Annotated in this window: 25 protein-coding genes; 15 read left to right on the top strand and 10 right to left on the bottom strand. The window is 72.9% G+C overall.

The window, feature by feature from the left end:
* Positions 1-24: 24 nt before the first annotated feature.
* Genes HII36_RS04770 through HII36_RS04750 form a run of 5 tightly spaced genes read right to left on the bottom strand, consistent with a single transcriptional unit; the run spans position 25 to position 6,055 of the window.
* Positions 25-1,608, bottom strand: a complete 1,584-nt coding sequence (locus tag HII36_RS04770; protein ID WP_173521802.1) for an amidohydrolase — start codon at positions 1,606-1,608, stop codon at positions 25-27.
* A complete protein-coding gene (locus tag HII36_RS04765) occupies positions 1,605-2,303 on the bottom strand; it encodes an ABC transporter ATP-binding protein (protein WP_217369180.1) in 699 nt (232 codons plus the stop codon). Before HII36_RS04765 ends, HII36_RS04770 begins: the two co-directional genes overlap by 4 nt.
* Positions 2,300-4,033: a branched-chain amino acid ABC transporter ATP-binding protein/permease gene (locus HII36_RS04760; RefSeq protein WP_173521801.1), complete on the bottom strand. Its 1,734-nt coding sequence runs from the start codon at positions 4,031-4,033 to the stop codon at positions 2,300-2,302. The genes HII36_RS04765 and HII36_RS04760 overlap by 4 nt, the downstream gene beginning before the upstream one ends.
* The gene (locus HII36_RS04755; RefSeq protein WP_173521800.1) at positions 4,020-4,877 is read right to left on the bottom strand and encodes an ABC transporter permease subunit; all 858 of its coding nucleotides are present in this window, start codon (positions 4,875-4,877) and stop codon (positions 4,020-4,022) included. The genes HII36_RS04760 and HII36_RS04755 overlap by 14 nt, the downstream gene beginning before the upstream one ends.
* Complete coding sequence (locus HII36_RS04750) at positions 4,877-6,055, bottom strand: ABC transporter substrate-binding protein (RefSeq protein ID WP_173521799.1); 1,179 nt, start codon at positions 6,053-6,055, stop codon at positions 4,877-4,879. Before HII36_RS04750 ends, HII36_RS04755 begins: the two co-directional genes overlap by 1 nt.
* Positions 6,056-6,154: 99 nt before the next feature.
* Here HII36_RS04750 and HII36_RS04745 point away from each other — a divergent pair, with 99 nt between their 5' ends.
* Positions 6,155-7,090, top strand: coding sequence for a TIGR03619 family F420-dependent LLM class oxidoreductase (locus HII36_RS04745; protein ID WP_217369179.1), 936 nt, complete (start codon positions 6,155-6,157; stop codon positions 7,088-7,090).
* A 74-nt stretch (positions 7,091-7,164) separates the two neighbouring features.
* Here the strand turns inward: HII36_RS04745 and HII36_RS04740 are convergent, their stop codons facing one another.
* On the bottom strand, positions 7,165-7,557 hold the full coding sequence (locus HII36_RS04740) for a nuclear transport factor 2 family protein (RefSeq protein WP_173521798.1): 393 nt from the start codon (positions 7,555-7,557) through the stop codon (positions 7,165-7,167).
* A gap of 12 nt (positions 7,558-7,569) precedes the next feature.
* Positions 7,570-8,349 carry a MoaF C-terminal domain-containing protein gene (locus HII36_RS04735; RefSeq protein ID WP_173521797.1) on the bottom strand — a complete coding sequence of 260 codons (780 nt, stop codon included), beginning with the start codon at positions 8,347-8,349 and terminating at the stop codon, positions 7,570-7,572.
* Positions 8,350-8,415: 66 nt separating this feature from the next.
* Here HII36_RS04735 and HII36_RS04730 point away from each other — a divergent pair, with 66 nt between their 5' ends.
* Positions 8,416-9,201 carry an SDR family NAD(P)-dependent oxidoreductase gene (locus tag HII36_RS04730; protein ID WP_173521796.1) on the top strand — a complete coding sequence of 262 codons (786 nt, stop codon included), beginning with the start codon at positions 8,416-8,418 and terminating at the stop codon, positions 9,199-9,201.
* A gap of 101 nt (positions 9,202-9,302) precedes the next feature.
* A complete protein-coding gene (locus tag HII36_RS04725) occupies positions 9,303-10,121 on the top strand; it encodes a DUF1206 domain-containing protein (RefSeq protein ID WP_173521795.1) in 819 nt (272 codons plus the stop codon).
* 27 nt (positions 10,122-10,148) lie between these two features.
* Here HII36_RS04725 and HII36_RS04720 read toward each other — a convergent pair whose 3' ends face one another.
* The 3 genes from HII36_RS04720 to dapA all read right to left on the bottom strand — a co-directional run bounded on the left by HII36_RS04720 (position 10,149) and on the right by dapA (position 13,763).
* On the bottom strand, positions 10,149-11,249 hold the full coding sequence (locus HII36_RS04720) for a glycerophosphodiester phosphodiesterase (RefSeq protein WP_236003204.1): 1,101 nt from the start codon (positions 11,247-11,249) through the stop codon (positions 10,149-10,151).
* Between the two features lie 136 nt (positions 11,250-11,385).
* Positions 11,386-12,852 (bottom strand): 5-carboxymethyl-2-hydroxymuconate semialdehyde dehydrogenase, encoded by a 1,467-nt coding sequence (gene hpaE, locus HII36_RS04715; protein WP_173521794.1) that lies wholly within the window; start codon positions 12,850-12,852, stop codon positions 11,386-11,388.
* The gene (gene dapA / locus HII36_RS04710) at positions 12,849-13,763 is read right to left on the bottom strand and encodes a 4-hydroxy-tetrahydrodipicolinate synthase (protein WP_173521793.1); all 915 of its coding nucleotides are present in this window, start codon (positions 13,761-13,763) and stop codon (positions 12,849-12,851) included. The genes hpaE and dapA overlap by 4 nt, the downstream gene beginning before the upstream one ends.
* A 275-nt stretch (positions 13,764-14,038) precedes the next feature.
* On the opposite strand from dapA, the gene HII36_RS04705 reads away from it, so the two are divergent.
* The 12 genes from HII36_RS04705 to HII36_RS04645 form a co-directional block, all read left to right on the top strand.
* Positions 14,039-15,301: an ABC transporter substrate-binding protein gene (locus tag HII36_RS04705; protein ID WP_173521792.1), complete on the top strand. Its 1,263-nt coding sequence runs from the start codon at positions 14,039-14,041 to the stop codon at positions 15,299-15,301.
* Positions 15,301-17,202, top strand: coding sequence for an ABC transporter permease (locus HII36_RS55530; RefSeq protein WP_217369178.1), 1,902 nt, complete (start codon positions 15,301-15,303; stop codon positions 17,200-17,202). Before HII36_RS04705 ends, HII36_RS55530 begins: the two co-directional genes overlap by 1 nt.
* Positions 17,199-17,894, top strand: a complete 696-nt coding sequence (locus HII36_RS04690; protein WP_173521791.1) for an ABC transporter ATP-binding protein — start codon at positions 17,199-17,201, stop codon at positions 17,892-17,894. Before HII36_RS55530 ends, HII36_RS04690 begins: the two co-directional genes overlap by 4 nt.
* The gene (locus HII36_RS04685; RefSeq protein ID WP_173521790.1) at positions 17,891-18,577 is read left to right on the top strand and encodes an ABC transporter ATP-binding protein; all 687 of its coding nucleotides are present in this window, start codon (positions 17,891-17,893) and stop codon (positions 18,575-18,577) included. The genes HII36_RS04690 and HII36_RS04685 overlap by 4 nt, the downstream gene beginning before the upstream one ends.
* Positions 18,564-20,048 (top strand): GMC family oxidoreductase, encoded by a 1,485-nt coding sequence (locus HII36_RS04680; RefSeq protein ID WP_173521789.1) that lies wholly within the window; start codon positions 18,564-18,566, stop codon positions 20,046-20,048. The genes HII36_RS04685 and HII36_RS04680 overlap by 14 nt, the downstream gene beginning before the upstream one ends.
* Positions 20,049-21,485 carry an aldehyde dehydrogenase family protein gene (locus HII36_RS04675; protein ID WP_173521788.1) on the top strand — a complete coding sequence of 479 codons (1,437 nt, stop codon included), beginning with the start codon at positions 20,049-20,051 and terminating at the stop codon, positions 21,483-21,485.
* A complete protein-coding gene (hpaD, locus tag HII36_RS04670; RefSeq protein WP_173521787.1) occupies positions 21,485-22,345 on the top strand; it encodes a 3,4-dihydroxyphenylacetate 2,3-dioxygenase in 861 nt (286 codons plus the stop codon). Before HII36_RS04675 ends, hpaD begins: the two co-directional genes overlap by 1 nt.
* A gap of 33 nt (positions 22,346-22,378) precedes the next feature.
* Positions 22,379-23,095 carry an alpha/beta fold hydrolase gene (locus HII36_RS04665; RefSeq protein ID WP_173521786.1) on the top strand — a complete coding sequence of 239 codons (717 nt, stop codon included), beginning with the start codon at positions 22,379-22,381 and terminating at the stop codon, positions 23,093-23,095.
* Positions 23,095-23,781 carry a GntR family transcriptional regulator gene (locus tag HII36_RS04660; RefSeq protein ID WP_173521785.1) on the top strand — a complete coding sequence of 229 codons (687 nt, stop codon included), beginning with the start codon at positions 23,095-23,097 and terminating at the stop codon, positions 23,779-23,781. The genes HII36_RS04665 and HII36_RS04660 overlap by 1 nt, the downstream gene beginning before the upstream one ends.
* 87 nt (positions 23,782-23,868) lie before the next feature.
* On the top strand, positions 23,869-24,783 hold the full coding sequence (locus tag HII36_RS04655; protein ID WP_173521784.1) for an ABC transporter ATP-binding protein: 915 nt from the start codon (positions 23,869-23,871) through the stop codon (positions 24,781-24,783).
* Positions 24,780-25,583: an ABC transporter permease gene (locus tag HII36_RS04650; RefSeq protein WP_173521783.1), complete on the top strand. Its 804-nt coding sequence runs from the start codon at positions 24,780-24,782 to the stop codon at positions 25,581-25,583. Before HII36_RS04655 ends, HII36_RS04650 begins: the two co-directional genes overlap by 4 nt.
* A gap of 34 nt (positions 25,584-25,617) precedes the next feature.
* Positions 25,618-26,712: sensor histidine kinase (locus HII36_RS04645; RefSeq protein WP_173521782.1), on the top strand; the 1,095-nt coding region annotated here is incomplete at its 3' end.

Below are 26,712 nucleotides of genomic sequence, written 5' to 3'. Positions count from 1 at the left end.
ATTCGGCACCGAACGATCGTGGTGTCAGCATGAGTGGACCACCCTGCCGTCGAACACGGTCAGCTCCACCGGGGCCGCGGTGATCTCCGCCAGGCCGGTGGCGCCGCTCACGCACAGGTCGGCGACCTTGCCCGCGGTGATCGTGCCCTTCCACCGCTCGGCGAAGTCCTGCCTGGCCGGCGCGCTGGTGTAGGTGCGCAGCGCCTCCTCCAGGGTGATGCCCTCGCCGTCCCTGGCCGTCAGCGCGGCCACCCCGGCCCGCCAGTCCGGGCCCGTCACCGGCGCGTCGGAGCTGCAGGCCGTCAGCACGCCGGCGTCGATGGCCGAGCGGGCCGGCCACTCCTGCGCGGCGGCCTCCTCGCCGAACAGCGCCCGCGTGGTGCCCGACTCCATCGCCTGCAGCACCGGCTGCAGGTTGATGCCGTAGCCCAGCTCGCCCAGCGTGGTCAGCGCCGACTTCGAGGCGAACTGGCCGTGGATCACGTAGTGCCTGGCGTCCGGCCTGGGGTGCTCGCGGTTCAGCGCGGCCAGCGCGTCCGCCACCGCGTCGATGCCCCTGCTGCCCACCACGTGCACGCCCGCCTGCAGGCCGGCCAGGTGGATCAGGCGCAGGATCTCGTCCAGCTCGGCCACCCGCTCGGCGTCGGTGCCGCCGTGCGTGCACAGCGAGCCGTGCCCGCCCGACGGGTACGCCTCCCGCATCCACGCGGTCTCCGACGGCGGGATGCCGTCGGCGAACACCTTCACCCCGAGCACCCGCAGCACCCGCGGATCGACCCCGTCCCAGACCGGCTCGCCGGACAGCCCCGCCAGGTACGCCTCGGTGTCCGCGACCGACGCCCCGGACATCGGGCTGGGCAGCCCCAGCACGCTCACCCGCGCGCTCAGCTCGCCCTCCCTGGCCAGCTCCGCGTACGCCGTCAGCACCCCGGACCCCATCCCGCCGGCGAACGCCTCCTCGCCGCCGCGCCCGAGCCCGGGCTCGGTGAAGCTGGTGATGCCCAGCCGGTTCAGCTCGGCCACCACGTCCCTGAGCACCGCGATCATGCCGCCTTCCGGCGCCGGCACCAGCCGCTGGACGAGCCCCTGGTCCCCGTGGTGCAGCAGGCCGTCGCCGGAGAGCCCGGCCGCGGCCAGCGCCGCCGAGTTCGCCCACGTGGTGTGCCCGGAGAAGTCCTGGAGCACCACCGGGTGGTCGGGCGCGACGTCGTCCAGGTCCGCGGCCCTGGGCCGGCGGCCCGGGTCGGCCAGGCATTCGGCCAGGTAGCCGGGGTTCCACCCGGTGCCGCGGATCCACGCGCCGGGACGGGCCTCGCGGACCGCCGCGGCCACCACCCGCCGTACCTCCTCGATCGAGCCCAGCGCCACGTTCACGCAGAACGGCGGCCGGTGCAGCCCGTAACCGCAGGCGTGCAGGTGCGAGTCGTTGATCCCGGGCAGCACGATCCGGCCGCGCAGGTCCACCACCTCGGCCCCGGCCCAGCCGGCGGCGTCCGGGCCGACGTGCACGATCTCGTTGCCGCGTATCGCCACGGCCGACGCGTAGGGCAGCGCCGGGTCCATCGTGAGGACCCGGCCGTTCACCAGCAGCAGATCGGCAGCCGTCATGATTCGTCTCCCAGGTAGGCGCGCTTGAGCGCGGCATCGGATTCGCGCAGCGGGCCCGGCTCGCCGCCGTAGGTGAGTGACCCGTGCGCCAGCACGTACGCCGCGTCGGCCAGTGCCAGCGCCGCGTGCGCGAACTGCTCGACCAGCAGCACCGCGCAGCCGTCGTCGGCCAGCCGCCTGATCACCGGCAGCAGGCGGCGCACCACGCCGGGCGCCAGGCCCAGCGACATCTCGTCGAGCAGCAGCGCCCGGGGACCGCGCACGATGGCCCTGGCCAGCACGAGCATCTGCTGCTCGCCGCCGGACAGCAGCCCGGCCCGCACGTCGAGACGCCGTTCCAGCTCGGGGAACAGCTCGATCGCCCGCTCCGGCGAGCCGGCCAGCGCCAGGTTCTCGCGGGTGGTGAGGGTGGCGAAGACCGCGCGGCCCTGCTCCACGTGCGCCAGGCCGAGCCTGGCCCGCCGGGTGCGCGGGCGGCCGGTGAGCACCTGACCGCCCAGCCCGATCTCGCCGCCGGCCGCGGGGACGACCCCGGAGACGGCTTCGAGCAGCGTCGTCTTGCCCGCGCCGTTCGGCCCGAGCAGCACGGTCACCCGGCCGGCCGCGGCGGTCAGCGTCACGTTCCTGACCACCGGCTGGCCGCCGCGGGCCACGCTCACGTCGCGCAGCACCAGGTCCACGCCCGACTCGCTCACGCGGTCACCTCCTCGCCCAGGTACGCCCGCAGCACCCCGGCCTCGGCGAACACCTCGGCCGGCGGCCCCTCGGCGATGACCCGGCCGAAGTCCAGCACGGTCACCCGCGAGCAGGCCGCCCTGACCAGGTCCAGGTCGTGCTCGATGAGCAGCACCGACGTCCCGTGCCTGGCCGGGACCTCGCGCAGCCACGCGCCCAGCCGCTCGGACTCGGCGTGGCCGAGCCCGGCGGCCGGCTCGTCGAGCACCGCGACGGCCGGACGCGCCAGCAGCGCGCCCGCCACCTCCAGCAGCCGCCTGGTGCCCACGTCGAGCCCGGCGATCGGCTCGCCGGGCGTGACCGCGACCAGCCCGGACAGCCCGCCGGCGATCTCGGCGTCGCTCAGCGACCGGCGGGCCGCGAAACGCAGGTACTCGCGCACGGACAGGCCCGCGGGCACCCGGTCCTGCTGGAACGTCCTGCGCAGCCCGGCCCTGGCCCGGCGGTGCACCGGCAGCCGCGTCACCTCGGCGCCGGCCACCTCGACCGTGCCGCCGCCGGCCGGCAGGAAGCCGCTGATCGCGTCGACCAGCGACGACTTGCCCGCGCCGTTCGGGCCGACGAGGCCGTGCACGGCGCCCGCCGGCACCTCCAGGTCGACCGCGTCCACGGCGACCACCTGGCCGTACCGCACGCTCACGCCGCGCACCCGCAGCGCCGCCGCACCCGGCGCGGGGGCCGTGGTCCTTTCCGCGGCGACGTCTTCGCCGGGCTCGTCGAGGAGAGCGGGAGCGTGCGGCGCGGCGCGGCGGGGGAGTCGTTTGCGCAGGGCGGCGCGCAGGCCGTCGCTGATGCCCGACCCCTGCGTCATCGCCTGCACCGCGCCCACCGCGAACACCACGTTCGCCCACTGCTGCGGCACCCCGAGTCGCCGCAGCAGCTCGGCGACCAGCACGCCGAGCGCGCCCCCGAGCAACGCGCCCTCCGCGTGGTGCGCCCCGGCCATGACCGCCACCGCGTACGCCACCAGTGACTGCCCCGGGTCGAAGTTCCTGGACACGACCATGGCGAGCTGCCCGGCCAGCAACGCGCCGGAGACCCCGGCGACGAACGCGCTGACCGCGAACGCGCTCAGCTTGGCCCCGGGCACGCCGGTCCCGGCCGCCGCGGTGGCCCGCTCCGACTCGCGCAGCGCCCGCCACGAGGCGCCCAGCCTGGTCCGGCGCACCATCGCCAGCGCCACCGCGACCAGCGCGAACACCCCGCAGCAGAACAGGAAGAACTGCCGGTCGGACGACAGCCCGGCCGGACGTCCCACCACCAGCCCCTGGCTCACCCCGGGGAAGGAGTTGGCCGCCATCACCACGTCCACCGTGGCGGCGAAGCCGAGCGTGACGATCGCCAGGTGCACGCCGCGCAGCCGCAGCGCGGGCAGCCCGATCAGCAGCCCGAACGGCACCGCCGCCAGCCCCGCCAGCGGCGCCCACAGGTACAGCCCGCCCGGCACGCCCCACACGTTGAGCTGCGCGGTGGTCCAGGCGCCGATGGCGGCGAAGGCCATCTGGCACAGCGACACCATCCCGGCCTGCCCGGCCACCACGCCCAGGCTCTGCAGCAGCACCCCGGAGATGACCGCCGACATGGCCAGGAACACCCAGTACGCGGGCAGCGCCGCGGCCAGCCCGTAGGCCAGCGCGCACAGCCCGACGGCCACCCCGGCCCAGCGCACGATCCGGTCAGCGGGAGGCATCCCACACCTCCCGCCGACGGCTCCACATGAGGATGAGCAGGATGGCCGCGAACGGCACCACGTCCCGGTACTGCTGCACCGCGGCCGACCCGGCCAGCAGCCCTTCCAGCAGGCCCAGCGCGAGCCCGCCGAGCAGCGCGCCGTCCAGCCGGCGCAGCCCGCCGAGCAGCGCGGCCGCGCAGGCGGGCACGATGAGCATGCTCAGCGACAGGATGTCGCTGGAGCGCACCGGCGCCACCAGCAGCAGCACCAGCGCCGACAGCGCCCCGGCGATCGCCCAGACGGTCACGGTCAGCAGCCGGGTGCCGATGCCGAGCAGCTCGGTGGTCACCGGACGCTCGGCCATCGCGCGCAGCCGCAGGCCCAGCGGCGTACGGCCGAGCAGCAGGTACGTCCCCGCCCCGATCGCCACCGCGAGCAGCAGCAGCACCAGCGCGCCCTGCGTGACCACCACCCCGGCCAGCGTGAACAGCCGGCCGGGCGCCGGGTTCGGCAGCACCCGCGGCTCGTCGCCGAACCAGATGTAGGCCAGCGCGATGATCCCGATGAGCTGCGCGATCGACACCGCGGTCCTGGTCTGCGGCCCGCTGTCGGCGAACCAGCGCGTCATCACGTACCCGCAGCCGGCCGACACGGCCGCGCTCGCCAGCACCCCGGCGAGCGCGGCCACCCAGTACGGCCGGCCCGCGCCGGCCAGCTCCGCCATGGCGTACACGCCGGCCACGCCGGTCGCCGCGACGGCCAGGTTGACGGTGGCCGTCAGCCGGTACAGCGCGGTCAGCAGCAGCCCGAGCGCGGCGAACGTGCCACCGGCGGCCAGGCCGGAGACGAGACCCTGGAGCATCAGCCGAGCGTCCCCGGGTAACGCACCCAGTCGGGCGTGATCACGTGCCACTGCCCGCCCCTGAGCTGGACGATCTTCCCGGCCCGGTTCGACAGGTGCTTGGCCGCCTCGCCGAACTCGTACGGGGTTCCGGTCATCGGCGTCTGGATGGGCTTGAGCGACTTGAACGCCTTCGTCACCGACTCCCTGGTGATCGGACCCTGGATGGACTTGAGCGTCTGGACGAAGTACGTGGCCGCCAGGTAGCCGCCCTGGCCGAACGACGTGAGCGGCACGTTCTTGGCGGTCATCAGCTCGCGCCAGTCCTTCAGCGCGGCCGAGTTCGCGTCCGTGAACGGCTCGAACTCGGCGTTGGCGTAGGTGCCGTCGCCGTCCGCGCCGAGCGCCTTGGCCACCGCCTCGGTGTACGGCGCGGTGGTCATCAGCCAGTCGATGCCGGTGACGTCCTGCTGCTTGACCACCTTCATCCAGGCGATCGCCATCGGCTCGGTGCCGTTGTAGAGCACCGCCTGGCAGCCCTCGCGCTTGGCGCGCAGCACGAACGGCGTCGGGTCGGAGTCGGGCTTCACGGTCCGGTCGTCGAGCGTGAGCTTCTTGCCGGTCAGCGAGCTCCAGCTGGAGACCGCGCCGCCGTAGGCGTCGTTGGTGTTGCCGAGGATGGCCAGGAACAGGCAGACCTTCTCGTGCTTGAGCACTTCGGAGGCGTAGTAGAGGTTGATCGCGGTGTTCAGGTACGGGCCGGTGTTGACCGGGGAGATGGCCGGCGACTCGAAGCAGGTCGGGTCCACCCCGGTGCCCTGGATCGCGACGATGTTCGACTGCTGGTAGAAGGGCGCGTTCACGGCGCAGTCGAGCAGGCTGGCCGAGCCGACCAGCGCCACCACGCCCTGGTTGGTGACCACGTCGCGGGCGGCCTGCGCGGCGGCGGCCGGGTCGCCCTTGTCGTCGGCGCTGATGTACTCGATCTTCCTGCCGTTGATGCCGCCCTGCTCGTTGACCCGGTCGAAGACGGCCTTGGCGGCGGCCGAGGAGTCGGGGAAGGTGACCGCGCCGCTGAGCGAGCTGACGCCGCCGACCTTGATCGTCCCGGTGCTGGTCTGGGTGCTGGGCTCGTCCGACAGACCGCAGGCGGTCAGTGTGGCGGCGAGCAGGACGGCGAGGGCCCTGGTTCGGTTCATGGACGCTGGCCTCTCTTACGAATGTGGGGGGATCGTAAGGTCCCAAACGAATGCTGGCAAGAGCTAGTGCTGAACAGATCGTTCGGGTATGAAAGCAAGATGACTCGACCACGTATGCAGCTGGTGCTGTCCGAGAACTGGACGATGGCCCCGGCCCGTGACCTGCCCCTGCTGGTGCGCTGGGCCCGCGAGGCCGAGGACGCCGGGTTCGACTCCGTGATGATCAGCGAGCACCTGGTGCTCGGCCCCGACGCCGGGGCGCGGGGGCGGATGGCCAATCCGCGCGAGTACGCGCTGCCGGGCAACCAGGACCCGCTCACGCCCTGGCCGTACGGGCTGTCGCTGCTGGCCGCCATCGCCTCGGTCACCTCCACCCTGCGCCTGGCCGCCGCCGCCGTGCTCGCCCCGCTGCGCCACCCGCTGCTGCTGGCCCGCGAACTGGGCACGCTCGACCTGCTCTGCGAAGGACGGCTGATCGTGCTGCCCACGGTCAGCTGGAGCCGGGACGAGTACGCCGCGCTCGGCGTGCCGTTCGAGCGGCGCGGCCGGCTGCTCGACGAGCACCTGGAGATCTGGGAACTGCTGTGGCGGGAGTCGCCCGCCACCTACCACGGCGAGCACTACCGCTTCGACGAGGTGTACTTCGAGCCGAAGGCCTACCGGCCTGGCGGCCCGGTGCTGTGGTTCGGCGGCGCGGGCATGAGCGAGCACCTGCTGCGCCGCCTGGCCCGGTGGGGCAGCGGCTTCAACCCGCTCGGCTACCCGCCGGCCGCCGACATGAAGGCCCTGGCCGACGGCCTGGCCGCGGCCGGCCGCGACTTCGGCGAGCTGGAACTGGCCGGCGGCACGCGGGCGGTCTTCCCCGACGCGCGCTCGTGCGCCCCGCTCGGGCCGGCCCTGGAGCACATCCCGGCCAGGATGGCCGAGGGGTACACGACCTTCTGCATCAAGCCCTCGCAGTTCATCGACGACCCGGACGGGGTGGGCGCCTTCTGCCGTGAGGTGATCCGCCGCGTGGACGCGCTCACCTCGTGAAGGCCCGGGCCCGGGCCGCGAAGGCCCGGGCGCCGGCGCCATGCGGCCGTCCCTCAGTCGGCCGCATGGCGTGTTCAGGGGGTGAGCGCCTCCCTCACCAGGGCGGTGTCGGTGAATTGTTCGAAACGGGTGGCGACGCCGTTCTCCAGGTGCCAGACATGGGTGAAACGGGCGGTCATGTGCTTGCCGGTGGCCCGGTAGGTGCCGGAGTACGTGCCGATCACCACGATCACGTCGCCGCCGTCCACGTACTCCTCCGGCTCGGCCTGGTAGCCGTCCCACTCGCCGCCGAGCCTGGCGAACACGCCGGAGAAGATCTCCTCAGGCCCCACGTACGTGCCCGCGTACGGGAATCCGGCCATCTCCGTCCATCGGGCCTGCGGCCCCAGCGGCGCCAGGATGCCCTTCACGTCACCGGCGGCGGAGGCCTCGTAGGAGGCGCGTACCGCGTCGAGATTGTCGCTCATCTGGTTCTTTCCTTAAACGGGTTCTTCGTCGGCCGGGTAGACGGCCTGACCGAGCGGCTCGATGTACGCGCCGCCGGGGGAGTGGTGGATCTCGCCGTCGCCCGACAGCCCGAAGAACGTGCCGACGGTACGCAGCGCGGCCCAGTCGTAGAGCCAGGTGGCGGCGACCGGGATGCGGAACTCGCGGAAGGTGAACACGTACACGTCGTCGGCGATCTTCCACGCGGTCGACAGGTCGACGTCGCCGTGCCCGCGCTGCGCGCCCACCAGGCACTGCCAGGCGTACCGTTCCGAGCTGAGATAGACGTGCTCGTACAGGTGCTGGGGGCTGTAGCGGTACAGGGCGCGGCGGCCGATCAGCTCCCTGGTCGGCGCGGGCGCCTCCCCGGTCACCTCCTGGCCCTCGATCACGCCCGGCGTGAACTCCTGTGACACCCGCGGCCGGCCGGGCGTCGGCTCGGCCGCGATCGTGGAGACCACGCGCAGCGCCCGTCCCGTGCTGGTGTGCAGGATCGTCACCGTGTACTCGCGCGGCCGCTCGAGATGCGCCCGGCCGACGAAGAACAGGTCGTCGCGCATCGCGACCGCCTCGTACGGCTCGGCGGTCCCGCCGTCGGCGTGCACCTTGTACCGCCCGGAGAAGGCCAGGTGGGTCTTGGTCCCGTCGTCGAAGGTGAGGCTGAGCTCGGTGCCGGCCAGCGCATATGTGGCGGGAAGCCGGTTCGTGGCGATCCCCGGGGCGAAATCGTCCATGTTCTTCCAGCCGGCGGGACGGTCGGTGCCGGTGGTCATGGCGGCTCCTTCCTCCATGAAGTCGTCTATGAAATCATATAGCTTCCATCATGAAAGGAGTAGGCGATGAGGCTCAAGGGAAAGGTCGCTCTGATCACCGGGGGCGGTACGGGCATCGGCGCCGCGACCGCCCGCAGGTTCGTCGCCGAGGGGGCGTCCGTCCTGCTCACCGGGCGCAGGGCGGGGCCGCTCGAAGAGGTGGCCGCCGGGCTCGGCCCCGCCGCGGCCGTGGTCGCCGCCGACATGGCCGACGGCGCCCAGGCGCGGCACGCCGTCGAGACGTGCGTGGAGCGCTTCGGCTCGCTCGACGTGGTGATCGCCAACGCGGGCGGGCACGGCGGTGGCGCGGTCGCCGAGACCGACGACGAATCGTGGCGGCTGAGCCTCGACGCCAACCTCAACACCTGCTTCGTGACCTGCCGCGAGACGCTGCCCGCGCTGGTCGACTCGGGCGGCTCGATCGTCGTCGTCTCGTCGATCGCGGGTCTGGCCGCCGGCCCCGCTGTTTCCGGATATGTCACGACCAAGCATGCGCTGGTGGGTTTGACCCGGTCGATCGCCCGCGACTACGGGCCGCGCGTGCGCGCCAACTGCCTGTGCCCCGGCTGGGTCCGCACCCCGATGGCCGACGAGCAGATGGAAGCGCTGATGGAACGCGACGGCATCACCGTGGAGGAGGCGTACGCGCGGGTCACCCAGGACGTCCCGCTGCGCCGCCCGGGCACGGCCGCCGAGATCGCGGGGATCTGCCTGTTCCTGGCCTCCGACGAGAGCTCGCTCATGACCGGCGCGGTCGTGGTCGCCGACGGCGGCGCGACCGCCGTCGACCTGCCCACCCTCGCCTTCACCTGATCCTCGCAGGGCCGGCCGCTCCGTCCCGTGCGGGCCCGCCCGGGCCTAGAACGCCGCCTCCTGGGCAGCTTGAGGGTTTTGCCGACCCTTGAGGAGGGGCCATGGGCACAGTGGAACGGGCGGGCCGCGAGGCGAAGGGCGCGGCCGAGCGGGCCGCCGACAGTCCCGCGCTGGACCGGCTGGCCAGGTTAGGCCTGGCCTGCCGGGGCGTGCTCTACGCGCTGATCGGCGTCCTGGCGGTGCAGATCGCGCTGGGCGGCGGCGGGGAACAGGCCGACAAGGCCGGCGCGATCACCACGGTGGCGGCGCTGCCGTTCGGCACCGCGCTGCTGTGGATCATGCTGGTCGGCTTCGCCGCGCTGGCGCTCTGGCAGGCCTCGGAGGTGGCGTTCGGCCACCACCGGGCGCTGGAGCGGGTCGAGTCGGGGCTGCGCACCGGCGTCTACGTGCTGATCGTCTACACGCTGTGGACCGTCCTGCAGGCGGGCAAGGCCGCCTCCGACGACCAGAAGTCGCAGGACGTCACGGCCAAGCTGCTCGCCCTGCCCGCCGGGCCGTTCATCGTGGGCGCGGTCGGGCTGGGCATCGTCGCGCTCGGCGTCTACTGGGTGCGCCGGGGCATCACCAGGAAGTTCAGGGAAGAGCTCGACCTGGGCCGGATGTCCCCGCGCGCCCGCTCGGTGATGGAGAAGCTGGGGCTCGCCGGCTACCTGGCGCGCGGCGCGATCGCCGTGCTGGCCGGGGTGTTCGTGGTGCAGGCGGCGATCACCGCCGACCCGGACCGGGCCGGCGGCATCGACGCCACGCTCAGGGAGTTCGCCTCCACCCCGGTCGGGCCCGGCCTGCTCGTGGTGGTCGCGGTGGGCCTGCTGCTGTTCGCCGGCTACTGCTTCGGCGAGTCGCGCTGGCGCCGTACGTGATCAGGCGCCGTACGTGATCAGTGGAGGTCAGGCCGAGCGCCTGGTCACCACCGCGCGGCCCATCGCCGGGTCGTCGCAGAACGCGCCGTCGATCCCCAGGTCCACCAGCCTGGCCAGCCAGCCCATCACGTCGCCCGTGGCGCGCGGGAACACCGGGCTGGCCGGGTTGCCGAGCCGGTGGTCGGCCGGGAGTTGCGAGTTCTCGTTGCGGATCGTCCAGACGTGCACGTCGAGGCGGTTGCGGTGGGCGTCGCGCACGAGCGTCGTGGGGGCCAGCAGCCGGCCGTCCGGGCCGACCGGGATCACCCGCCTGGTGTCCACGCCGACCCCGTCGGCGTAGGAGGCGACCTCGCGCAGGCCGTCCGGGGTGACCATGTGGTCGTAGGTGCGCGGGTCACCGGCGGCCACCCAGTCGTAGGGCGCGCCGGTGGCGGTGATGAGCTGGATCAGCGGCAGCCTGGTCCGTCGGCTCAGCTCGCGCAGGTTCGCGGTCTCGAACGACTGGATGAACGCCTTGCGCACCCGATGCCGGCCGAGCACGTCGAGCAGCGGCTCCTCCAGCGACAGCCCGATCGAGTCGAAGTACGTCGGGTGCTTGGTCTCCGGGTAGACGCCGACGCCGTGCCGCTGGGCCAGCAGCACGACCTCCTCGAACGTCGGGATCTCGGCCAGCCCGTCGAAGGCCGCGTTGTCGGGCCGCAGGTCGGGCACCCGCTCCTTGGCGCGCAGCGTCTTCAGCTCGGCGAGCGTGAAGTCCTCGGTGAACCAGCCGGTGACCGGCCGGCCGTCGATGGTCTTGGTGGCGCGCCGGTCGGCGAACTCCGGCCGGACGGCCACGTCCGTGGTGCCGGAGATCTCGTTCTCGTGCCTGGCCACCAGCACGTGGTCCTTGGTGGCGACGAGGTCGGGCTCGATGTAGTCGGCGCCCATCGCGATGGCCGCCTCGTACGACAGCAGCGTGTGCTCGGGACGGTGGGCGCTGGCCCCCCGATGCCCGATGACGATGGGTGTACGGGCGGTGGGGCCGCGGCGTTCGGCCGTGGCCGGTTCAGACTGTGACAGCACGACGGCGACCGTACCGCTCACCACGAGGGCCAGCACGCCCGCGACTAACCTGCGCATCATCATGCGCGCACGGTAGACCGCCCAGGAGGACGGCGCGTTACGGCAGAGAACACGGGGAAAGACGAGACGATCAGGGCTTCGTGTTGCGCGGGGCCGCCGGGGAGGAGACGACCGGCGGCCCCGCGCAAGTCCAGGTGGGTCAGCCCGCGCCGAAGCGGGGGATCGGCAGGTCGTCGGTGGCCACGTGCACGACGTGCGGCTCGGTGTAGACGTCGATGCTGTGCCTGCCGCCCTCCCGGCCCAGCCCGCTGGCCTTGACCCCGCCGAACGGCGTGCGCAGGTCCCTGATGTTCTGCGAGTTGATCCAGAGCATCCCGGCCTCGACGGACTGCGCCAGCCGGTGCGCCCGGCGCAGGTCGCTGGTCCACAGGTAGGCGGCCAGGCCGTACCTGGTGGCGTTGGCCAGCTCCACCGCCTCCTTCTCGGTGGTGAAGGGCGTGACGCAGACGACCGGGCCGAAGATCTCCTCCTGGAAGATCCGCATGTCCGGCGTGACGTCGGCGAACACGGTGGCCGCCAGGAAGTTGCCCTCCGGCAGCCCGTCGGGACGTGCGCCGCCGGCCACCAGCCTCGCGCCTTCCGCCACGCCGGAGCGCACGTAGCCCAGGACGCGCTCGTAGTGCTCGGGGTGGATGAGCGCGCCCAGCTCGGTGCCGGGATCGTGCGGCGGCCCGACCCTGACCTTGGCCGCGCGGGCCGCCAGCCGGTCGGTGAACTCCTGGTAGACCGTGTCCTGCACGAGGATGCGTGAGCTGGCCGTGCAGCGCTCGCCGTTGAGCGAGAAGACGCCGAAGACGGCCGCGTCGAGCGCCCGGTCCAGGTCGGCGTCGTCGAAGACGAGCAGCGGCGACTTGCCGCCCAGCTCCATCGACAGCGTCTTCAGCCCGGCCGCGGCGGTGCGCATGATGGTCTTGCCGGTGGTGGTCTCGCCGGTGAAGGAGATGACCGGCACGTCCGGGTGCGCGACCAGCGCCGCGCCGGCCCGCTCGCCGATGCCGTGCACCAGGTTGAACACCCCGGGCGGCAGCCCGCCCTCCTCCATGATCTCCGGCAGCAGGCTGGCCGACAGCGGCGACCACTCGGCCGGCTTGAGCACCACCGGGCAGCCGGCCGCGAGCGCGGGCGCGAGCTTCCAGGTGGCCAGCATGAACGGGGTGTTCCACGGCGTGATCAGCCCGGCCACGCCGACGGGTTTGCGCACCACGTAGTTGAGCTGGGCGGAGCCGACGCGGTAGACGTCCTCGCCGAGGTTGCTGATCACGTCGGCGAAGAAGCGGAAGTTGTGCGCGGCGCGCTGGGCCTGGCCGCGCGCCTGGGTGATGGGCAGCCCGGTGTCGCCGCATTCGAGCTCGGCGATGCGCTCGTCGCGGGACTCGATGGCGGCGGCGATGTTACGTAAAACCACCGCGCGTTGCTCGCCGGACATGCGCGACCAGGGCCCGTCGGTGAACGCCTTGCGCGCCGCGCGCACGGCGGCGTCGACGTCCTCGGCGCCGCCCGAGGCCACGGTCAGACACGGACGGTTGGTCGCGGGTTCGAGCGAGGTGAACCGCTCGCCGGACACGCTGGGCACGTGGGCCCCGCCGATGTAGTGCTCGAGGTTCAACGGGCGATCTCCTTGCACTGGGCCAGCAGGTCCTCGATGCGGGCGCGGCCGGACTCGGTCGGCGTGATCAGCGGCGGGCGCACGTGCTCGGACGCGATCAGTCCCCGCTGTCTGAGCACCCACTTGGCCGGGGCCGGGTTCGTCTCGACGAACAGCAGCTCGGTCAGCGGGTGGAGGGCGTAGTGCAGGTCGAGGGCCGTGGCGTGATCGCCCGCCACGTAGGCGGTGTACATGGCGGCCACCGCGGCGGGCGCCAGGTTGGCCGCGGCGCTGACGAACCCGGCCCCGCCGATCGCGAGCAGCGGCAGGCACAGCAGCTCGATGCCCGACCACATGAGGAAGTCGCGTCCGCAGTGGTGGAGCACGTGCGAGAAGTGCTCGAAGTCCCTGGTGGTCTCCTTGATCCCGACGATGTTGTCATGGGCCCTGCGCAGCCGGGCGACGGTCTCCGGCGCGATGTCGACGGCGGTGCGCGAGGGGACGTTGTAGATGACGATCGGCAGGCCGGGGAACTCTCCGGCCACGGTGGCGTACCAGCGGAACAGCGCCTCCTGCGAGGGCCGCGCGTAGTACGGGGTGATGATCAGGACCGCGTCGGCGCCCAGCCGGTCGGCCTCGTCGGTCAGTTCCAGGGTCTCGTCCAGCTTGGCCGAGCCCGTCCCCGGCAGGAACGGCACCCGGTCGGCCGTCACCTCGGCCACCGCGGCCATCGCCGCCTTGCGCTCCTCGGCGCTCTGCGCGCCGGGCTCGCCGGTCGAGCCGCCGGTGGAGATGCCGTGCGAGCCCTGCTCGAGCTGCCAGCCGACCAGGCGGCGCAGCGAGTCGAGGTCCACGGCGCCCTCGGCCGTGAACGGGGTCACCACAGGGGCTATCGACCCCCTGATGGCGGCCGGATCGGCACGGAACCTCATCGGACCTCCTCGTCCCGCCCGGACCAGCGGCCCGGGCACGGCAGGGGGAAGTCGGTGTGGGCGGCGTTCCCACGAGCTGCGGTCGGCGATGCGCTCGTGAGGTGTGTCGCGGTGATTATCGCAGGTGAAAGGCCAAGCGAATGGTCCATGGCAGCCCCGTCAAATCGTATAGGACATCGTCGATGATACACGTCGGGGCTATGGACAAAAATATGCGACTTCCTACATGATTCCAGGTATCGGGGCTGGCGCACGGCGCTTCTAGGAGGGTGCGTATGCGACGTCCACGACACCTGGCGAGCCTGGCCGCATTGCTGCTCGTGGTCGTGGCCTGCTCCACCGGAGGGCAGGACGGCAAGACAGGGAAGATGGCCTGCGGCACGGGACAGCCCGCCACCGGGACTCCCATCACCGTGGGCGCGATCGTCACGGCCAGCGGCGGGATCGACTTCAGCTCGTCGACCAAGGCCGCGCGGGCGTATTTCGACTGTGTGAACGCCGGCGGCGGCATCGGCGGCCGGCCGATCAAATACCTGGTGGAGGACGACGGGCTCAATCCGCAGAAGGCCTCGGAACTGGCCACCAAACTGGCGGGCAACAAGGACGTGGTCGCGCTCGTCGGCGGCTCCAGCTTCGTCGCGTGCGGCGTGTCGGGCCCGATCTGGGAGCGCAACGACCTCTACGACGTGCTGGCCGTGGGCGTGCCCCGCGCCTGCTTCGAGTCGCCCCGCATCGCCCCGGTCAACGCCGGTCCCAGGGTGAGCGCCGTGGCCGCCGCCCAGTACGCGGTCGAGGTGGTCGGCGCCAAGAAGGTCGCCCAGATCAGCAACCGGGTGCCGAACGTCGGCGACTGGACCCAGGACGGCGTGCGCGCCTACCTGAAGACCAAGGGCCTGACCTCGGCCGGCGACGTGCTGCACGACCCGGGCATCAAGGACGCCACCGCCGTCCTGCTGGAGGCCATGCGCAACCAGCCCGACGCGATCATCCTGCAGGACCCGGCGCCCGACGACGCCGCCATACTCAAGGCCGCCCAGGCCCAGGGGCTCAAGGACAAGGTCACCTTCGTCTGCCTGACCCCCTGCTACGACACCACGTTCCCGGGCCAGGTCGGCTCGTACTGGGACGGGTTCGTCTCGAACTCCGAGTTCACGCTGCTCGACGCCGAGACCCCCGACAACAAGCTGTGGCGCCAGGTCATGGACGCCTACGCCGACGACAAGGCCCCCCGCGACTCCTTCTCCCAGGGCGGCTTCCTGGCCGCGAAGATCTTCGTGGACACGCTGGCCAAGGCCGGCGGCACGCTGGACCGGGCCGCGGTCGGCAAGGCGCTGGCCGGGATCAAGAACTTCCGCAGCGACATGCTCTGCACCCCCTGGTACTTCGGCGAGACCCAGCGGCACAACGCCAACCACACCACCCGCTACGTCACGATGAAGGGCGACGGCTGGGTCAAGGCGAAGGACTGCACGCCCACCCAGGACCCCGAGCTCCAGCCCATCTTCGACGCGGAGAAACAACTGGGGCTGACCGGGTGATGCTGCCGTTCGTCATCAGCGGGCTGGCGCTCGGCGCGGTCTACGCCCTGTCGGGCGTCGGCCTCGTCGTGCTCTATCGCGCCACCGGCGTGCTCAACCTGGCCTACGGAGCCGTCGGCGCGATCGGCGCGCTGCTGTCGTGGCAACTGCTCCAGGACGACCTGCCGGTCCCGCTGGCGCTGCTGGCCGCGCCGGTGCTGTCGGCCCTGCTGTCCGGCCTGTACGGCACGCTGATCAGCCCGCTGGTGGCCGGCCGCGACCCCCTGGTCAAGGCCGTCTGCACGCTCGGGTTCGCGCTGATGCTGCTCGGCCTGTGCTACTGGACGTGGAGCGACGACCCGCGCACGCTCACGCTGCCCACCGACACGGCCGGGTTCGACCTCGGCGCCGCCCGGGTGACGACCACCCAGGTGCTCGCCCTGGCCCTGGCCGTCGGGCTGACCGCGGGCACCGCCGCGCTGCTGCGCTGGACGGCCTTCGGCACCGCCATGCGGGCCCTCGCCGACGACCGGGAGATCAGCGCGCTGCTCGGCGTGCGCATCCGCCGGGTCGAGGCGGTGACCTGGGTGGCGGGCGGCGCGGTGGCCGGGCTGACCGGGCTGGTGCTCGGCTCGCTGACCCGGCTGGAGGCGGGCACGCTGACGTTCCTGGTGATCGCCTCGCTGGCGGCCGGCGTGGTCGGCCGGTTCAGGTCGCTGACCGTGACGCTGGTCGCGGGACTGTCGATCGGGCTGGTCGAGGCGCTGGGCGGGGCGTTCGCGGCGACCGCGCCGTACCGGTCGGTGGCGCCGTTCGCGGTGGCCGTCGTCGCCATCCTGTGGCTGCAGCGCACCGCGGCCAGGGCCAGGCGCGGCGGCGTGGTCGAGGTGCGCTCGGCCGAGCGCCCGGTCGCCGCCGCCTGGCGGCCGCTGCCCCCAGGCGACGCGCGCTCGGTGCTGCGCGTGCTGCTGGGGCTCGCGGCCGGCACCGCCGCGCTGGCCGTGCTCGTGCCGCTCCTCGTGGACGGCTACTGGGTGCGCGTGCTCACCTCGGCGGTGATCTTCACGATCCCCGCCGCGGGCATCGCCCTGCTGTACGGCAGGCTCGGCCTGGTCTCGCTCGGCCAGGTGGCGCTGCTGGGCGTCGGCGGCTGGGTGGCGCTGCGGCTGACCTTCGCCACCGGCTGGCCGTTCCCGCTGGTGGTGCTGGCGGCGGGGCTGGTGACCTGCCTGGTCGGCATCGTGTACGGGCTGCCCGCGCTGCGGCTGTCCGGCGTCGACCTGGCCCTGGTGACGCTGATGGCCGGGGGAGCGTTCCAAGTGGCGTTCTCGGCCACCGGCTTCCCCGACGGCGGCCCCGGCTTCCTCGGCCGGGTGGCCGGCAGCGGCATGCAGCAGGCCATGCCCAGGCCCGTCCTGGGCGAGACCGACGCCGGCTTCTTCGTCGTCGCGCTGGTCTGCGCCGCGCTCGCGCTGGCGCTCGTCGTGCTGAACCAGCGCGGCCGGCCCGGGCGCGCGTGGGCGGCGATCCGTGGCGGCGAGGCCGGGGCGCTGGCCGTGGGGGTGGCGCTGACCAGGTACAAGGTGCACGCCTTCGCGCTGGCCGCCTTCATCACCGGCACGGCGGGCGCGCTGCTCGCGGCCAACACCGGGCGGCTCGACCCGATCTCGTTCAAGGCCTCGGACTCGGTGCTGCTGTTCGCCGTGGTGCTCATCGGCGGCGCGTACGGGCTGACCGGCGTGGTCCTGGCCGGAGTGGTCGGCCAGGTGGTGCCCGCCGCGCTGGACGCGGTCGGCGTGAACGGCAACCTCATGCTGGTGGTGTTCGGCGCCGGCACGATCCACGCGCTGGTGACCGCGCCACGCGGCATCGGCGGCCAGCTGGAGGACCTGGCGACCCGTGTGACAGGGCGGCGCGGATGAACCTGCTGATCGAGGACCTGCGGGTGCGCTTCGGCGGCGTGCGCCCGCTCGACGGGGTCACTCTCGCCTTCGACTCCGGCCTGTGCGGGCTGATCGGGCCGAACGGCGCGGGCAAGACCACCCTGTTCAACGTGCTGTCCGGCTTCGTGCGCCCGGTCTCGGGCCGGGTCACCGCCGACGGCGCCGACCTGCTCGCCCTGCCGCCGCACCGGCGCGCCCGCTGGGGCCTGCGCCGCACGTTCCAGCAGGAGCAGGTGGTGGCCGAGCTGAGCGCCGCCGACAACCTGCGCCTGGCCGCCGACCACCTGGGCGGCCCGGCCGACCAGGGGCTGTTCGGCTTCTGCGGCCTGGACGACCCGTCACGGCCGGCCGGCGCGCTGACCCTGCTCGAACGCCGGCGCCTGGAGCTGGCCCGCGCCCTGGTCGGCGTGCCGCGGATCGTGCTGCTCGACGAGCCGGCCGCCGGGCTGTCGGAGGCCGAGTCGCGGGCGCTGGCCGAGGTGGTGGTCGCGGTGCCGGACAAGTTCGACGCGCTGGTGGTGCTCATCGAGCACGACGTGGCGCTGGTCAGCGAGGTGTGCGCGACCACCGCCGTGCTCGACTTCGGCCGACTGCTCGCCGCCGGGCCCACCGCCCAGGTGCTGGCCGACGACCGGGTCAGGGCCGCCTACCTGGGCGAGGAGGTGACATGACGCTCACCGTAGGAGGGCTGACGGTCCGCCGCGGCGGCCGCGAGGTGCTGCGCGAGGTGGACCTCGAGGTGCCGCCCGGCCAGGTCACCGCGCTGCTCGGGGCCAACGGCGCGGGCAAGAGCACGCTCGTGCTCACCGTGGCCGGGCTGCTGCGGGCCGAGTCGGGCAGCGTGCGCGCCGGCGACGACGAGCTGACCGGGCTGCGGCCGGAACGCGTCAGGCGGCTGGGCGTGGCCGCGGTCCCTGAAGGACACCGGGTGCTCGGCTCGCTCACCGTCGCCGACAACCTCAGGGTCGCCGGACCGGCCACCGGCGCGGCCCTGGAGGCGTTCCCCGAGCTGACCGAACTGGCCGGGCGGCCGGCGGGCAGCCTGTCCGGCGGCCAGCAGCAGATGCTCGCGCTCGCCCAGGCCATCGCCGGCCGGCCGCGCTACCTGCTGGTCGACGAGCTGTCGTTCGGGCTGGCCCCCGCCGTGGTCGCCAGGCTCGTGCCCGCGCTGGCCGCGCTCGCTGCCGACGGCGTCGGCGTGCTGCTCATCGAGCAGTACACGCAGCTCGCGCTGGACCTGGCCGAACGTGTCCACGTGCTGGACCGCGGCCGCGTCACCCTGCGCGGCACCCCGGAAGAGCTGCGCGACAAGCTGCACTCGGCCTACCTGGGAGACCTCGATGGAGACCTTTGACGTCGTCGTGGTCGGGGCGGGCTCGTCGGGCGCGGCCGTGGCCCGGCGGCTGGCCGACCACGACGGCCTGCGGGTGTTGCTGCTGGAGGCCGGCGGGCCCGACACGAATCCGGACATCCATGACCCGGCGGGCGTGTTCCGGCTGTGGGGCGGGCCGGAGGACTACAACTACTTCACCGTCCCGCAGCGGCAGCTCGGCGGACGGCGGCTGCACTGGCCGCGCGGGAAGGTGCTCGGCGGGTCCTCGTCGCTGAACGGCATGATCTTCGTCAGGGGCGCCCCGGCCGACTACGACGCCTGGGGTCCCGGGTGGAGCTATCCCGAGGTGCTGCCGTACTTCAAGCGCCTGGAGGACTTCGACCGCGGCGCCGACGACTACCACGGCGCGGGCGGCCCGGTACGGGTGATCGCCGACTACGCCCCGCACCAGGTCAACGCGGCCATCGTGGCGGCGGCCACGGAGCTCGGCATCCCGTTCAACGCCGACTGCAACGCAGAGAAGCAGGACGGCGTCGGGTTCTGCCAGCTCACCGTCAAGCACGGCCGCAGGCACAGCACCGCCGCGGCCTACCTGCGGTCGCGCCGCGACCGTCCGCACCTGGAGATCCGCACCCGGTCCCGGGCGCGCCGGCTGCTGCTGCGCGGCCGGCGCTGCGTCGGCGTGGAGTACAGCCGCGACGGCGTGCTGCACCGGGTGGGCGCGGCGCACGAGGTGGTGGTCAGCGGCGGCACGATCGAGTCGCCCCGGCTGCTCATGCTCAGCGGGATCGGCCCGGCCGACGCGCTGCGCGCGCACGGCATCGCGGTGGTCGAGGACCTGCCCCAGGTGGGCGGCAACCTGCACGACCACGCGCTGGTCCCGGTGATCGTGGCGGCCCGCAGGCCGGTGCCGCCGCCGATGCCGGGCCTGCAGCCCATGCACAGCCAGCTCTTCTGGCGCAGCCGGCCCGGGTTGTCCGCGCCCGATGTGCAGCCGCTGTTCTTCCACGTCCCGCTCTACGACGAGACGATGTCCGGCCCCGCCGACGCGTTCACGCTGATGGCGGGCATCGTCCGGCCGGAGAGCCGGGGACGGGTCGAGCTGGCCTCGGCCGACCCCGAGGCGCCGCCGCTCATCGACCCGGCCTACCTGGAGGCGCCGGCCGACAGGAAGTGCATGCGGGCGGCGGTCGAGCTGTGCAGGGAGATCGCGCGGGCACGCGCGCTGTCCGGCTGGGCCGGAAAGGAGCTCTATCCGGGGACTACCGATCTATCCACCTATATCGATACATCGCTTGTGACATATCACCACCAGGTCGGCACCTGCGCCATGGGCGCCGTCGTGGATCACCGGCTCAGGGTACGCGGCATCGACGCGCTGCGCGTGGCCGACGCCTCGGTGATGCCGGCGGTCACCTCGGGCAACACCAACGCTCCCGCGATCATGATCGGGGAGCGGTGCGCGGACCTGGTGCGAGAGGAGATGCAGTAAATGACGGACCTCTTCATCGGCGGCGCGTGGACGCCCGCCGCCGATGGCGGCCGGTTCCCGACCGTCGACCCCGCCGACGCCACCGTGATCACGGAGTGCGCCGAGGCGGGACCGGCGGACGTGGACCGGGCCGTCGCGGCCGCCAGGGCCGCGCTGGACGACCCCGCCTGGGCCGAGCTGCCCGCCGCCGCCCGTGCCCGCCTGCTGTGGAAGGTCGCCGACCTGATCGAGGAGCACGCGGACGAGCTGGCCGAGCTGGAGACGCGGGACAACGGCCAGCCGATCGGGGTGGCACGCGGGGTGACGGTACCCGGCACCGCCGAGCATTTCCGATATTTCGCGGGATGGTGTACGAAAATCGAGGGCTCGGTGCTCCCGGTGTCGTTCCCGAACACGCTGCACTACACGCGGCGCGAGCCGGTGGGCGTCTGCGCGCTCATCACCCCGTGGAACTTCCCGCTGATGATCGCCGCCTGGAAGATCGCGCCCGCCCTGGCCTGCGGCAACACCGTCATCGTCAAGCCCGCCGAGCAGACCCCGCTCACCACCGTGCGCCTGGTCGAGCTGATGGCGCAGGCCGGGTTCCCGCCCGGCGTGGTGAACCTGCTGACCGGCGGCCCGGCCACCGGCGCCGCGCTGGCCGAGCACCCGGGCGTGGACAAGATCTCGTTCACCGGCTCGACGGCCGTCGGCCGCTCCTTGGTACGTGCCAGCGCCGGCAACCTCAAGCGGCTCACGCTGGAGCTGGGCGGCAAGACCCCGAGCATCATCGCCGCCGACGCCGACATCGACGCCGCCGTGGCGGGCAACGTGCAGGGCGCGCTTTTCAACAGCGGCCAGGTCTGTGCCGCGTACGCGCGGTTCTACGTCGACCGCAAGCGCGCCGACGAGTTCACCGAGAAGATGGCGGCCGCCGCCTCGGCGCTCAAGGTCGGCTCCGGGCTCGACCCGGAGACCCAGCTCGGCCCGCTGATCAGCGAGGACCACCTGATGTCCGTCGACGCGCACGTGCGCAGCGCCCTGTACGACGGCGCCCAGCTCGTCACCGGCGGCAGGCGCGCGGAAGGACCGGGATACTTCTATCAGCCCACCGTGTTCGCCGAGGTGACGGACACGATGGCGGTCGCGCGAGAGGAGGTGTTCGGCCCGGTGATCCCGGTGCTCGCCTACGACGACCCGGACGAACTCGTCGGCCGGGCCAACGGCCTGGAATACGGGCTGGCCGCCTCCATCTGGACCGACGACCTGTCCACCGCGCACCGGCTGGCCGCCCGCATCAGGGCCGGCGCGGTGTTCATCAACATGATCCACGTTCCCGACGCCGCGACCACCTGGGGCGGATACAAGGCCAGTGGCTGGGGTCGCGAGATGGGACCGTATGCCATCGACGCCTACACCGAGGTCAAAGGCGTCTGGACCCACCTGGGAGCGACGTGATGGGAGAGCTCGTCCTGGCAGCGAAGATCACGCATGTGCCGTCGATCTGGCTGTCGATCCAACCGGGCAGGCATTACGGCATCAGACGGCCGGCCGAGCTGGCGCTGACCGAGATCGGCCGCCGGGCCAGGCAGCACGGCGCCGACACGTTCCTGATCGCCGACACGCACTGGATGAACAGCATCGGCTTCCACCTGAACGGCAAGGAGCGGCACCACGGCTCCTACGCCAGCCACGAGCTGCCGCACTTCATCCACGACCTGGAGTACGACTACCCGGGCGACGCCGAGCTGGCCGAGCTGGCCAGGCAGGAGATCGCCGCGGGCGGGCAGAAGGCGCTCGTGCACGCCTACCGGGATCTCGGCCTGGAGTACGCGACGCTGGTGCCGATGTACTTCATGAACGGCGACGCCGACGTCCGGGTGCTGCCGATCGGGTGCAACATCTACTCCTCGATCGACGAGAACCGGCGCATCGGCGAGGCGCTGATGCGCGCCATCCAGCGCAGCGACCGCAAGGTGGCGTTCCTGGCCAGCGGGTCGCTCTCGCACGCCTTCCCGACCAACGAGACGGCCGAGTCGCTGCTCAACGAGGTCAGCTCGCCGCTCAACCGCAAGATCGACATGGCCGTCCTGGACATGTGGGCCGAGGGCAGGATCGGCGAGTTCCTCGACATGCTGCCCGACTACAACGTCCGCTGCAGCGGGGAGGGGGCGATGGCCGACACCGCGATGCTCTTCGGGATGCTCGGCTGGCGCTCGTACAAGGGTCAGGGAGAACAGCTCTGCCCCTATTTCGGTTCGACGGGAACCGGTCAGGTGGTCGTGGACTTTCCCGTGCCCTCGTACGATAAGATCTAAAATCATATGTGAAATGTGACAGATGGAGGGTTCATGGCGGGGCTGCACTTTCGGCGGTTCGACCCGGACCCTCCGGGAGAAGGCCCGCCGATCGTCCTGCTGCACGGGTTCGCCTCCGACGGGCGGCGCGACTGGATCGACACCGGGCACGCCGCGGCGCTGACCGCGCTCGGCCGCACGGTGATCGTGCCCGACCTGCCCGCGCACGGCGACAGCCCGGCGCCAGGCACCTCCGCGGACGCCCACGCCGACCGGGTGGCCGCAGAGATCCTGGCCGTGCTCGACCGCGCCGGAGCGGACACGTTCGACGTGGCCGGCTACTCGCTCGGCTCCCGGCTGGCGTGGGAACTGCCCGCACTGGCCGGCGACCGGGTGGGCCAGGTGCTGCTGGGCGGCCTCGCCCCGAACGAGCCGTTCGCCGCCGTCGACGTGGCCCAGCTGCACCGGGCCGTGACGACGGGTGAGCCGCCCGGCGACCCGTTCACCGCGATGATCGCCAGGTTCGCCGGCACCTCCGGTCTGGCACTGATGGTCGAGGGGCTGCGTGAGACCCCGTTCGCGCCACGCACGTGGGCGGGAACGGCGCCACCGGTGTTCGTCGTGGGGGAGGATGATGTGATGGCGGTGGGCATCGAGCGTGTCGTCGAGGTCGCCGAGGGAGCGGAACTGGTGAGAGTTCCGGGCGGCCACGCCGAGGCGCTGGCGGGCGCGGGGATGCGCGCCGCTCTCGTGAAGTTCCTGCAGAGGTGATGGTGAGCACCACGAAGAAACCGGCCCCGGCGAAGCGGGCCAAGGGTTCCAAGGCCGAGATCAGCTACGACCTGTTGCGGGCACGCATCCTCGACGGCACCTACGGCCCCGGCTACCGGCTGGTCATGGACCAGCTCGCCAGGGAGACCGGCGTGAGCACGATCCCGCTGCGCGAGGCGGTGCGCAGGCTGCAGTCCGACGGGCTGGTCGAGGTCGTGCGCAACATCGGCGCCAGGGTGGCGGTGTTCGACTCGGTGCAGGTCGAGCACACGCTGAACGTCCTGGCCAGGCTGGAGGGCTACGCCACGGCGATCTGCGCGCCGCACATGAACGCCGCGCAGATCCAGGAGTCACGCGAGATCAACGAGCGGATGAAGGAGGCGCTGCAGGAGTTCGACCCCACCTCGTTCACGGCGCTCAACCGGGAGTTCCACTTCTCGCTCTACCAGCACTGCCCCGACGAGCACCTGAACGCGCTGCTGGAGTCGGAGTGGGCCAGGCTCGACCACATGCGCCGCTCCACCTTCACCTACGTGCCCGGCCGGGCCCGCAAGTCGGTGGAGGAGCACGACCACCTGCTGGAGCTCATCGAGGCCCGCGCGGCCGCCGAGGAGATCGAGCAGGCCGCCCGTGCCCACAAGATCGCGACCGCGGACGCCCTGCACAGCTCGCTGTCGCGCACCTGACCCGGGCCGCCATGGGGTTTTCCGCCATCGCACTCGGCGGATCGCCCCCATGGTGGCCGGCGCCTGCCGTCCCTAGCGTTGACCAGCGTGATCAGCCTTGACGGATTGAGCAAACGCTACGGCGGCAGGCTCGCGCTCGACGACCTGACCCTGCGGGTCACGCCGGGGGCGGTGACCGGCTTCCTGGGGCCGAACGGCGCGGGGAAGTCCACCACCATGCGCCTGATACTCGGGCTCGACCGGCCCACCGCCGGCACCGCCACCATCGGCGGCGTGCCCTACCGCCGCATCAGGAACCCGCTGCGCACGGTCGGCGCGCTGCTCGACGCCCGCGCCCTGCACCCCGGCCGCAGCGGCCGCGCCCACCTGGTGGCGCTGGCCCGCGCCAACGGCATCGGCCGCCGGCGCGTGGACGAGGTCCTGGACGTCGTCGGACTGACCGGCGCGGCCGGCAAGCGGGCCGGGGCGATGTCGCTGGGCATGAGCCAGCGGCTGGGCATCGCGGCGGCGCTGCTCGGCGACCCCGAGGTGCTGATGTTCGACGAACCGGTGAACGGACTCGACCCCGACGGCGTGCGCTGGGTGCGCAAGCTGATGCGCTCGCTGGCCGCCGAGGGCAGGACCGTGTTCGTCTCCAGCCACCTGATGAGCGAGATGCAGCTCACCGCCGACCACCTGGTGGTGATCGGCAAGGGCCGGCTCATCGTGGACGCGCCGCTGGCCGAGGTCATCGCGCGCAGCTCGCTGACGGCCGTGGTGGTGCGCACGCCGCACGTCCAGGACCTGGCCGCGCGCCTCGGCGCCGCCGGCATCGGGTGCGAACGGGTGGCCGAGAACGAGCTGGTGGCCACCGGCGCCACCACCGAGCGCGTCGGCGACCTGGCCCACGAGGCCGGCATCCGGCTGCACGAGCTGCGTACCCGCGAGGCGTCACTGGAGCAGGCGTACCAGGAGCTGACCGGGACCAGCGTGGAATACGCGGCCGCGGGGGAGAGGGCATGAGGATGGGCATCGGGCGACTGGGGCAGGCCGTCGGCGCGGAGTGGGCGAAGGTGTGGTCGGTCCGCTCCACCTGGTGGTGCCTGGGGATCGCGGCCGCGCTCATGGTGCTGACCGCCGTGACGCTGGGCGCGGGCACCGCCACCGAGCTGCTGCGCGACGGCGGGCCTGTGACGCCGTTCCCGGTCGGCGCGCCGGTGGTCTCGGCCACCTCGTTCGTGCAGTTCGCGCTGGTCGCGGCGGCCATGCTGGTGATCACCGCGGAGTATTCGTCCGGCGGCATCAGGGCCACGCTGCAGGCAGTGCCGGTACGCGGCCGGGTGCTGGCCGCCAAGGCGCTGGTGGTGCTGTGCGTGATGCTGGTCTCCGGCGTGCTGATCGGCGGCGTGGCGACCGGCGCCGTCTACCTGGTGCTGTCAGCCGACGCCTTCGGCGGCGCGGCGGCCCTGCCGGCCGGCCGGACCGCGCTCGACCTGCTGCGGGTCGGGGTGTTCTGCGGCCTGGTCTCGGTGATGACGCTGGGCGTCGGCGCCGCCGTACGCAGCGCGGCCGGGACGCTGAGCGTGGTGTTCATGCTGCTCATGGGCCTGCCGCTGGTGCTGGTCATGACCGGGAGCCAGGTCGCGCTCGAGGTGTCGATGCGCATGCCGACGTTCGCGGGACTGGCCTTCATGGACAGCGCGGACAACCTGACAGGCGGGCCGATCCCGTACTCGGCGGGCGAGGGCCTGGCCTGGCTGCTGGCCTGGACGGCGGCGGCGCTCGCGGCCGGCCATGCCGTCCTGCGCGGGCGCGACGCCTAGACTGCGGGCCGACGCGGGGAATGTCGTGACAGGCATGGGCTTGGGGGGTGTGGTGCCGGGAAGCGGATCGTTCGGCCGCCGGGTGGGCCGGGTGGTCACCGGCGTGCTGCTGGGCCTCGTCGAGGTGCCGTTCGCCGGGGTGGCCTGGCCGCTGTCCGCGCTCCCTGGACGCCCGGGACGGGCGGTCGCGCGGGTCCTGGCGCGCGGCACGGCCCGCCTCGTCGCGCTCGAACGCGCCAGGCTCGGCCACGACCCCGCCGGCGGCGGGCGCGGCGGCGGCCTGGGGTTCCTGGCCGCCCGTGGCGCGCTCGGCGTGCTGGGCGGGTACGTCGTCTGGTCCCTGGCGTTCCTCGGCGGGCTGCTGCTGCTCGGCGGCCTGTGGGACCTGGTCTGGGGACGTCCGGACGCCGTCCCGGTGAACCTGCCGGGCGTGCGCCTGATCACCCGCAGCGGGATGCTCGGGATCACCGGCGGCCTGGTGCTGCTGGCGCTGGCCGTGCCCGCCCTGCTCGGCCTGGAGGCCGCCGAACGCCGCCTCGCCGACCACCTGCTCGGCCCTGGACGCCAGGAACGCATGCGCCGGCGGATCGCCGAGCTGACCGCCAGCCGTTACGGGATCGTCCAGGCCGTGGACGACGAGCGCCGCAGGATCGAACGCGACCTGCACGACGGCGTGCAGCAGCGCGGCGTCGCCCTGGCCATGCTCCTCGGCCGGGCCAAGCACGGCGCCGACCCGGCCAGGAACGCCGAACTGGTGGCCGAGGCCTACGCCGAGTCGCGCCGCCTGCTCGACGAGCTGCGCAGCGTGGCCTGGCGCATCTACCCGACCGCGCTCGACGAACTGGGCCTGCGCGCCGCGCTCGCGGGCGTGGCCGAACGCACCAGCGTGCCGGTGACCGTCCACTACGGGCTGACCGGGCGGCCGGCCTCGGAGATCGAGACCGCGCTGTACTTCGTCGTGCGCGAGGCGATCACCAACGCGGTCAAACACGCCGGCGCCCATGACATCCTGGTCGTGGTGAGCGAGGACGAGCGGACGGTGCGCGTGGCGATCTCGGACGACGGCGGCGGCGGGGCCGACCCTTCTGGCGGCGGGCTGGCGGGGCTGGCCAGGCGGGTGAAGGCGCTC

The sequence above is a fragment of the Nonomuraea antri genome, from assembly GCF_013283785.1.
GTDB classification, from domain to species: domain Bacteria; phylum Actinomycetota; class Actinomycetes; order Streptosporangiales; family Streptosporangiaceae; genus Nonomuraea; species Nonomuraea antri.
The sequence above is the reverse complement of the archived record's forward strand: the minus strand, read 5'-3'. Positions and strand labels throughout refer to the sequence as shown.

Excerpts from the sequence above, each read along its gene's own strand:
- HII36_RS04720 (WP_236003204.1), bottom strand. The coding sequence starts at position 11,249 with ATGATGATGCGCAGGTTAGTCGCGGGCGTGCTGGCCCTCGTGGTGAGC.
- HII36_RS04755 (WP_173521800.1), bottom strand. The coding sequence starts at position 4,877 with ATGCTCCAGGGTCTCGTCTCCGGCCTGGCCGCCGGTGGCACGTTCGCC.
- hpaD (WP_173521787.1), top strand. The coding sequence starts at position 21,485 with ATGGGAGAGCTCGTCCTGGCAGCGAAGATCACGCATGTGCCGTCGATC.
- HII36_RS04725 (WP_173521795.1), top strand. The coding sequence starts at position 9,303 with ATGGGCACAGTGGAACGGGCGGGCCGCGAGGCGAAGGGCGCGGCCGAG.
- dapA (WP_173521793.1), bottom strand. The coding sequence starts at position 13,763 with ATGAGGTTCCGTGCCGATCCGGCCGCCATCAGGGGGTCGATAGCCCCT.
- HII36_RS04705 (WP_173521792.1), top strand. The coding sequence starts at position 14,039 with ATGCGACGTCCACGACACCTGGCGAGCCTGGCCGCATTGCTGCTCGTG.
- HII36_RS04665 (WP_173521786.1), top strand. The coding sequence starts at position 22,379 with ATGGCGGGGCTGCACTTTCGGCGGTTCGACCCGGACCCTCCGGGAGAA.
- HII36_RS04650 (WP_173521783.1), top strand. The coding sequence starts at position 24,780 with ATGAGGATGGGCATCGGGCGACTGGGGCAGGCCGTCGGCGCGGAGTGG.
- HII36_RS55530 (WP_217369178.1), top strand. The coding sequence starts at position 15,301 with ATGCTGCCGTTCGTCATCAGCGGGCTGGCGCTCGGCGCGGTCTACGCC.
- HII36_RS04660 (WP_173521785.1), top strand. The coding sequence starts at position 23,095 with ATGGTGAGCACCACGAAGAAACCGGCCCCGGCGAAGCGGGCCAAGGGT.
- HII36_RS04675 (WP_173521788.1), top strand. The coding sequence starts at position 20,049 with ATGACGGACCTCTTCATCGGCGGCGCGTGGACGCCCGCCGCCGATGGC.
- HII36_RS04680 (WP_173521789.1), top strand. The coding sequence starts at position 18,564 with ATGGAGACCTTTGACGTCGTCGTGGTCGGGGCGGGCTCGTCGGGCGCG.
- HII36_RS04730 (WP_173521796.1), top strand. The coding sequence starts at position 8,416 with ATGAGGCTCAAGGGAAAGGTCGCTCTGATCACCGGGGGCGGTACGGGC.
- HII36_RS04760 (WP_173521801.1), bottom strand. The coding sequence starts at position 4,033 with ATGCCTCCCGCTGACCGGATCGTGCGCTGGGCCGGGGTGGCCGTCGGG.
- HII36_RS04750 (WP_173521799.1), bottom strand. The coding sequence starts at position 6,055 with ATGAACCGAACCAGGGCCCTCGCCGTCCTGCTCGCCGCCACACTGACC.
- HII36_RS04770 (WP_173521802.1), bottom strand. The coding sequence starts at position 1,608 with ATGACGGCTGCCGATCTGCTGCTGGTGAACGGCCGGGTCCTCACGATG.
- HII36_RS04745 (WP_217369179.1), top strand. The coding sequence starts at position 6,155 with ATGACTCGACCACGTATGCAGCTGGTGCTGTCCGAGAACTGGACGATG.
- HII36_RS04740 (WP_173521798.1), bottom strand. The coding sequence starts at position 7,557 with ATGAGCGACAATCTCGACGCGGTACGCGCCTCCTACGAGGCCTCCGCC.
- HII36_RS04690 (WP_173521791.1), top strand. The coding sequence starts at position 17,199 with ATGAACCTGCTGATCGAGGACCTGCGGGTGCGCTTCGGCGGCGTGCGC.
- HII36_RS04735 (WP_173521797.1), bottom strand. The coding sequence starts at position 8,349 with ATGACCACCGGCACCGACCGTCCCGCCGGCTGGAAGAACATGGACGAT.
- HII36_RS04685 (WP_173521790.1), top strand. The coding sequence starts at position 17,891 with ATGACGCTCACCGTAGGAGGGCTGACGGTCCGCCGCGGCGGCCGCGAG.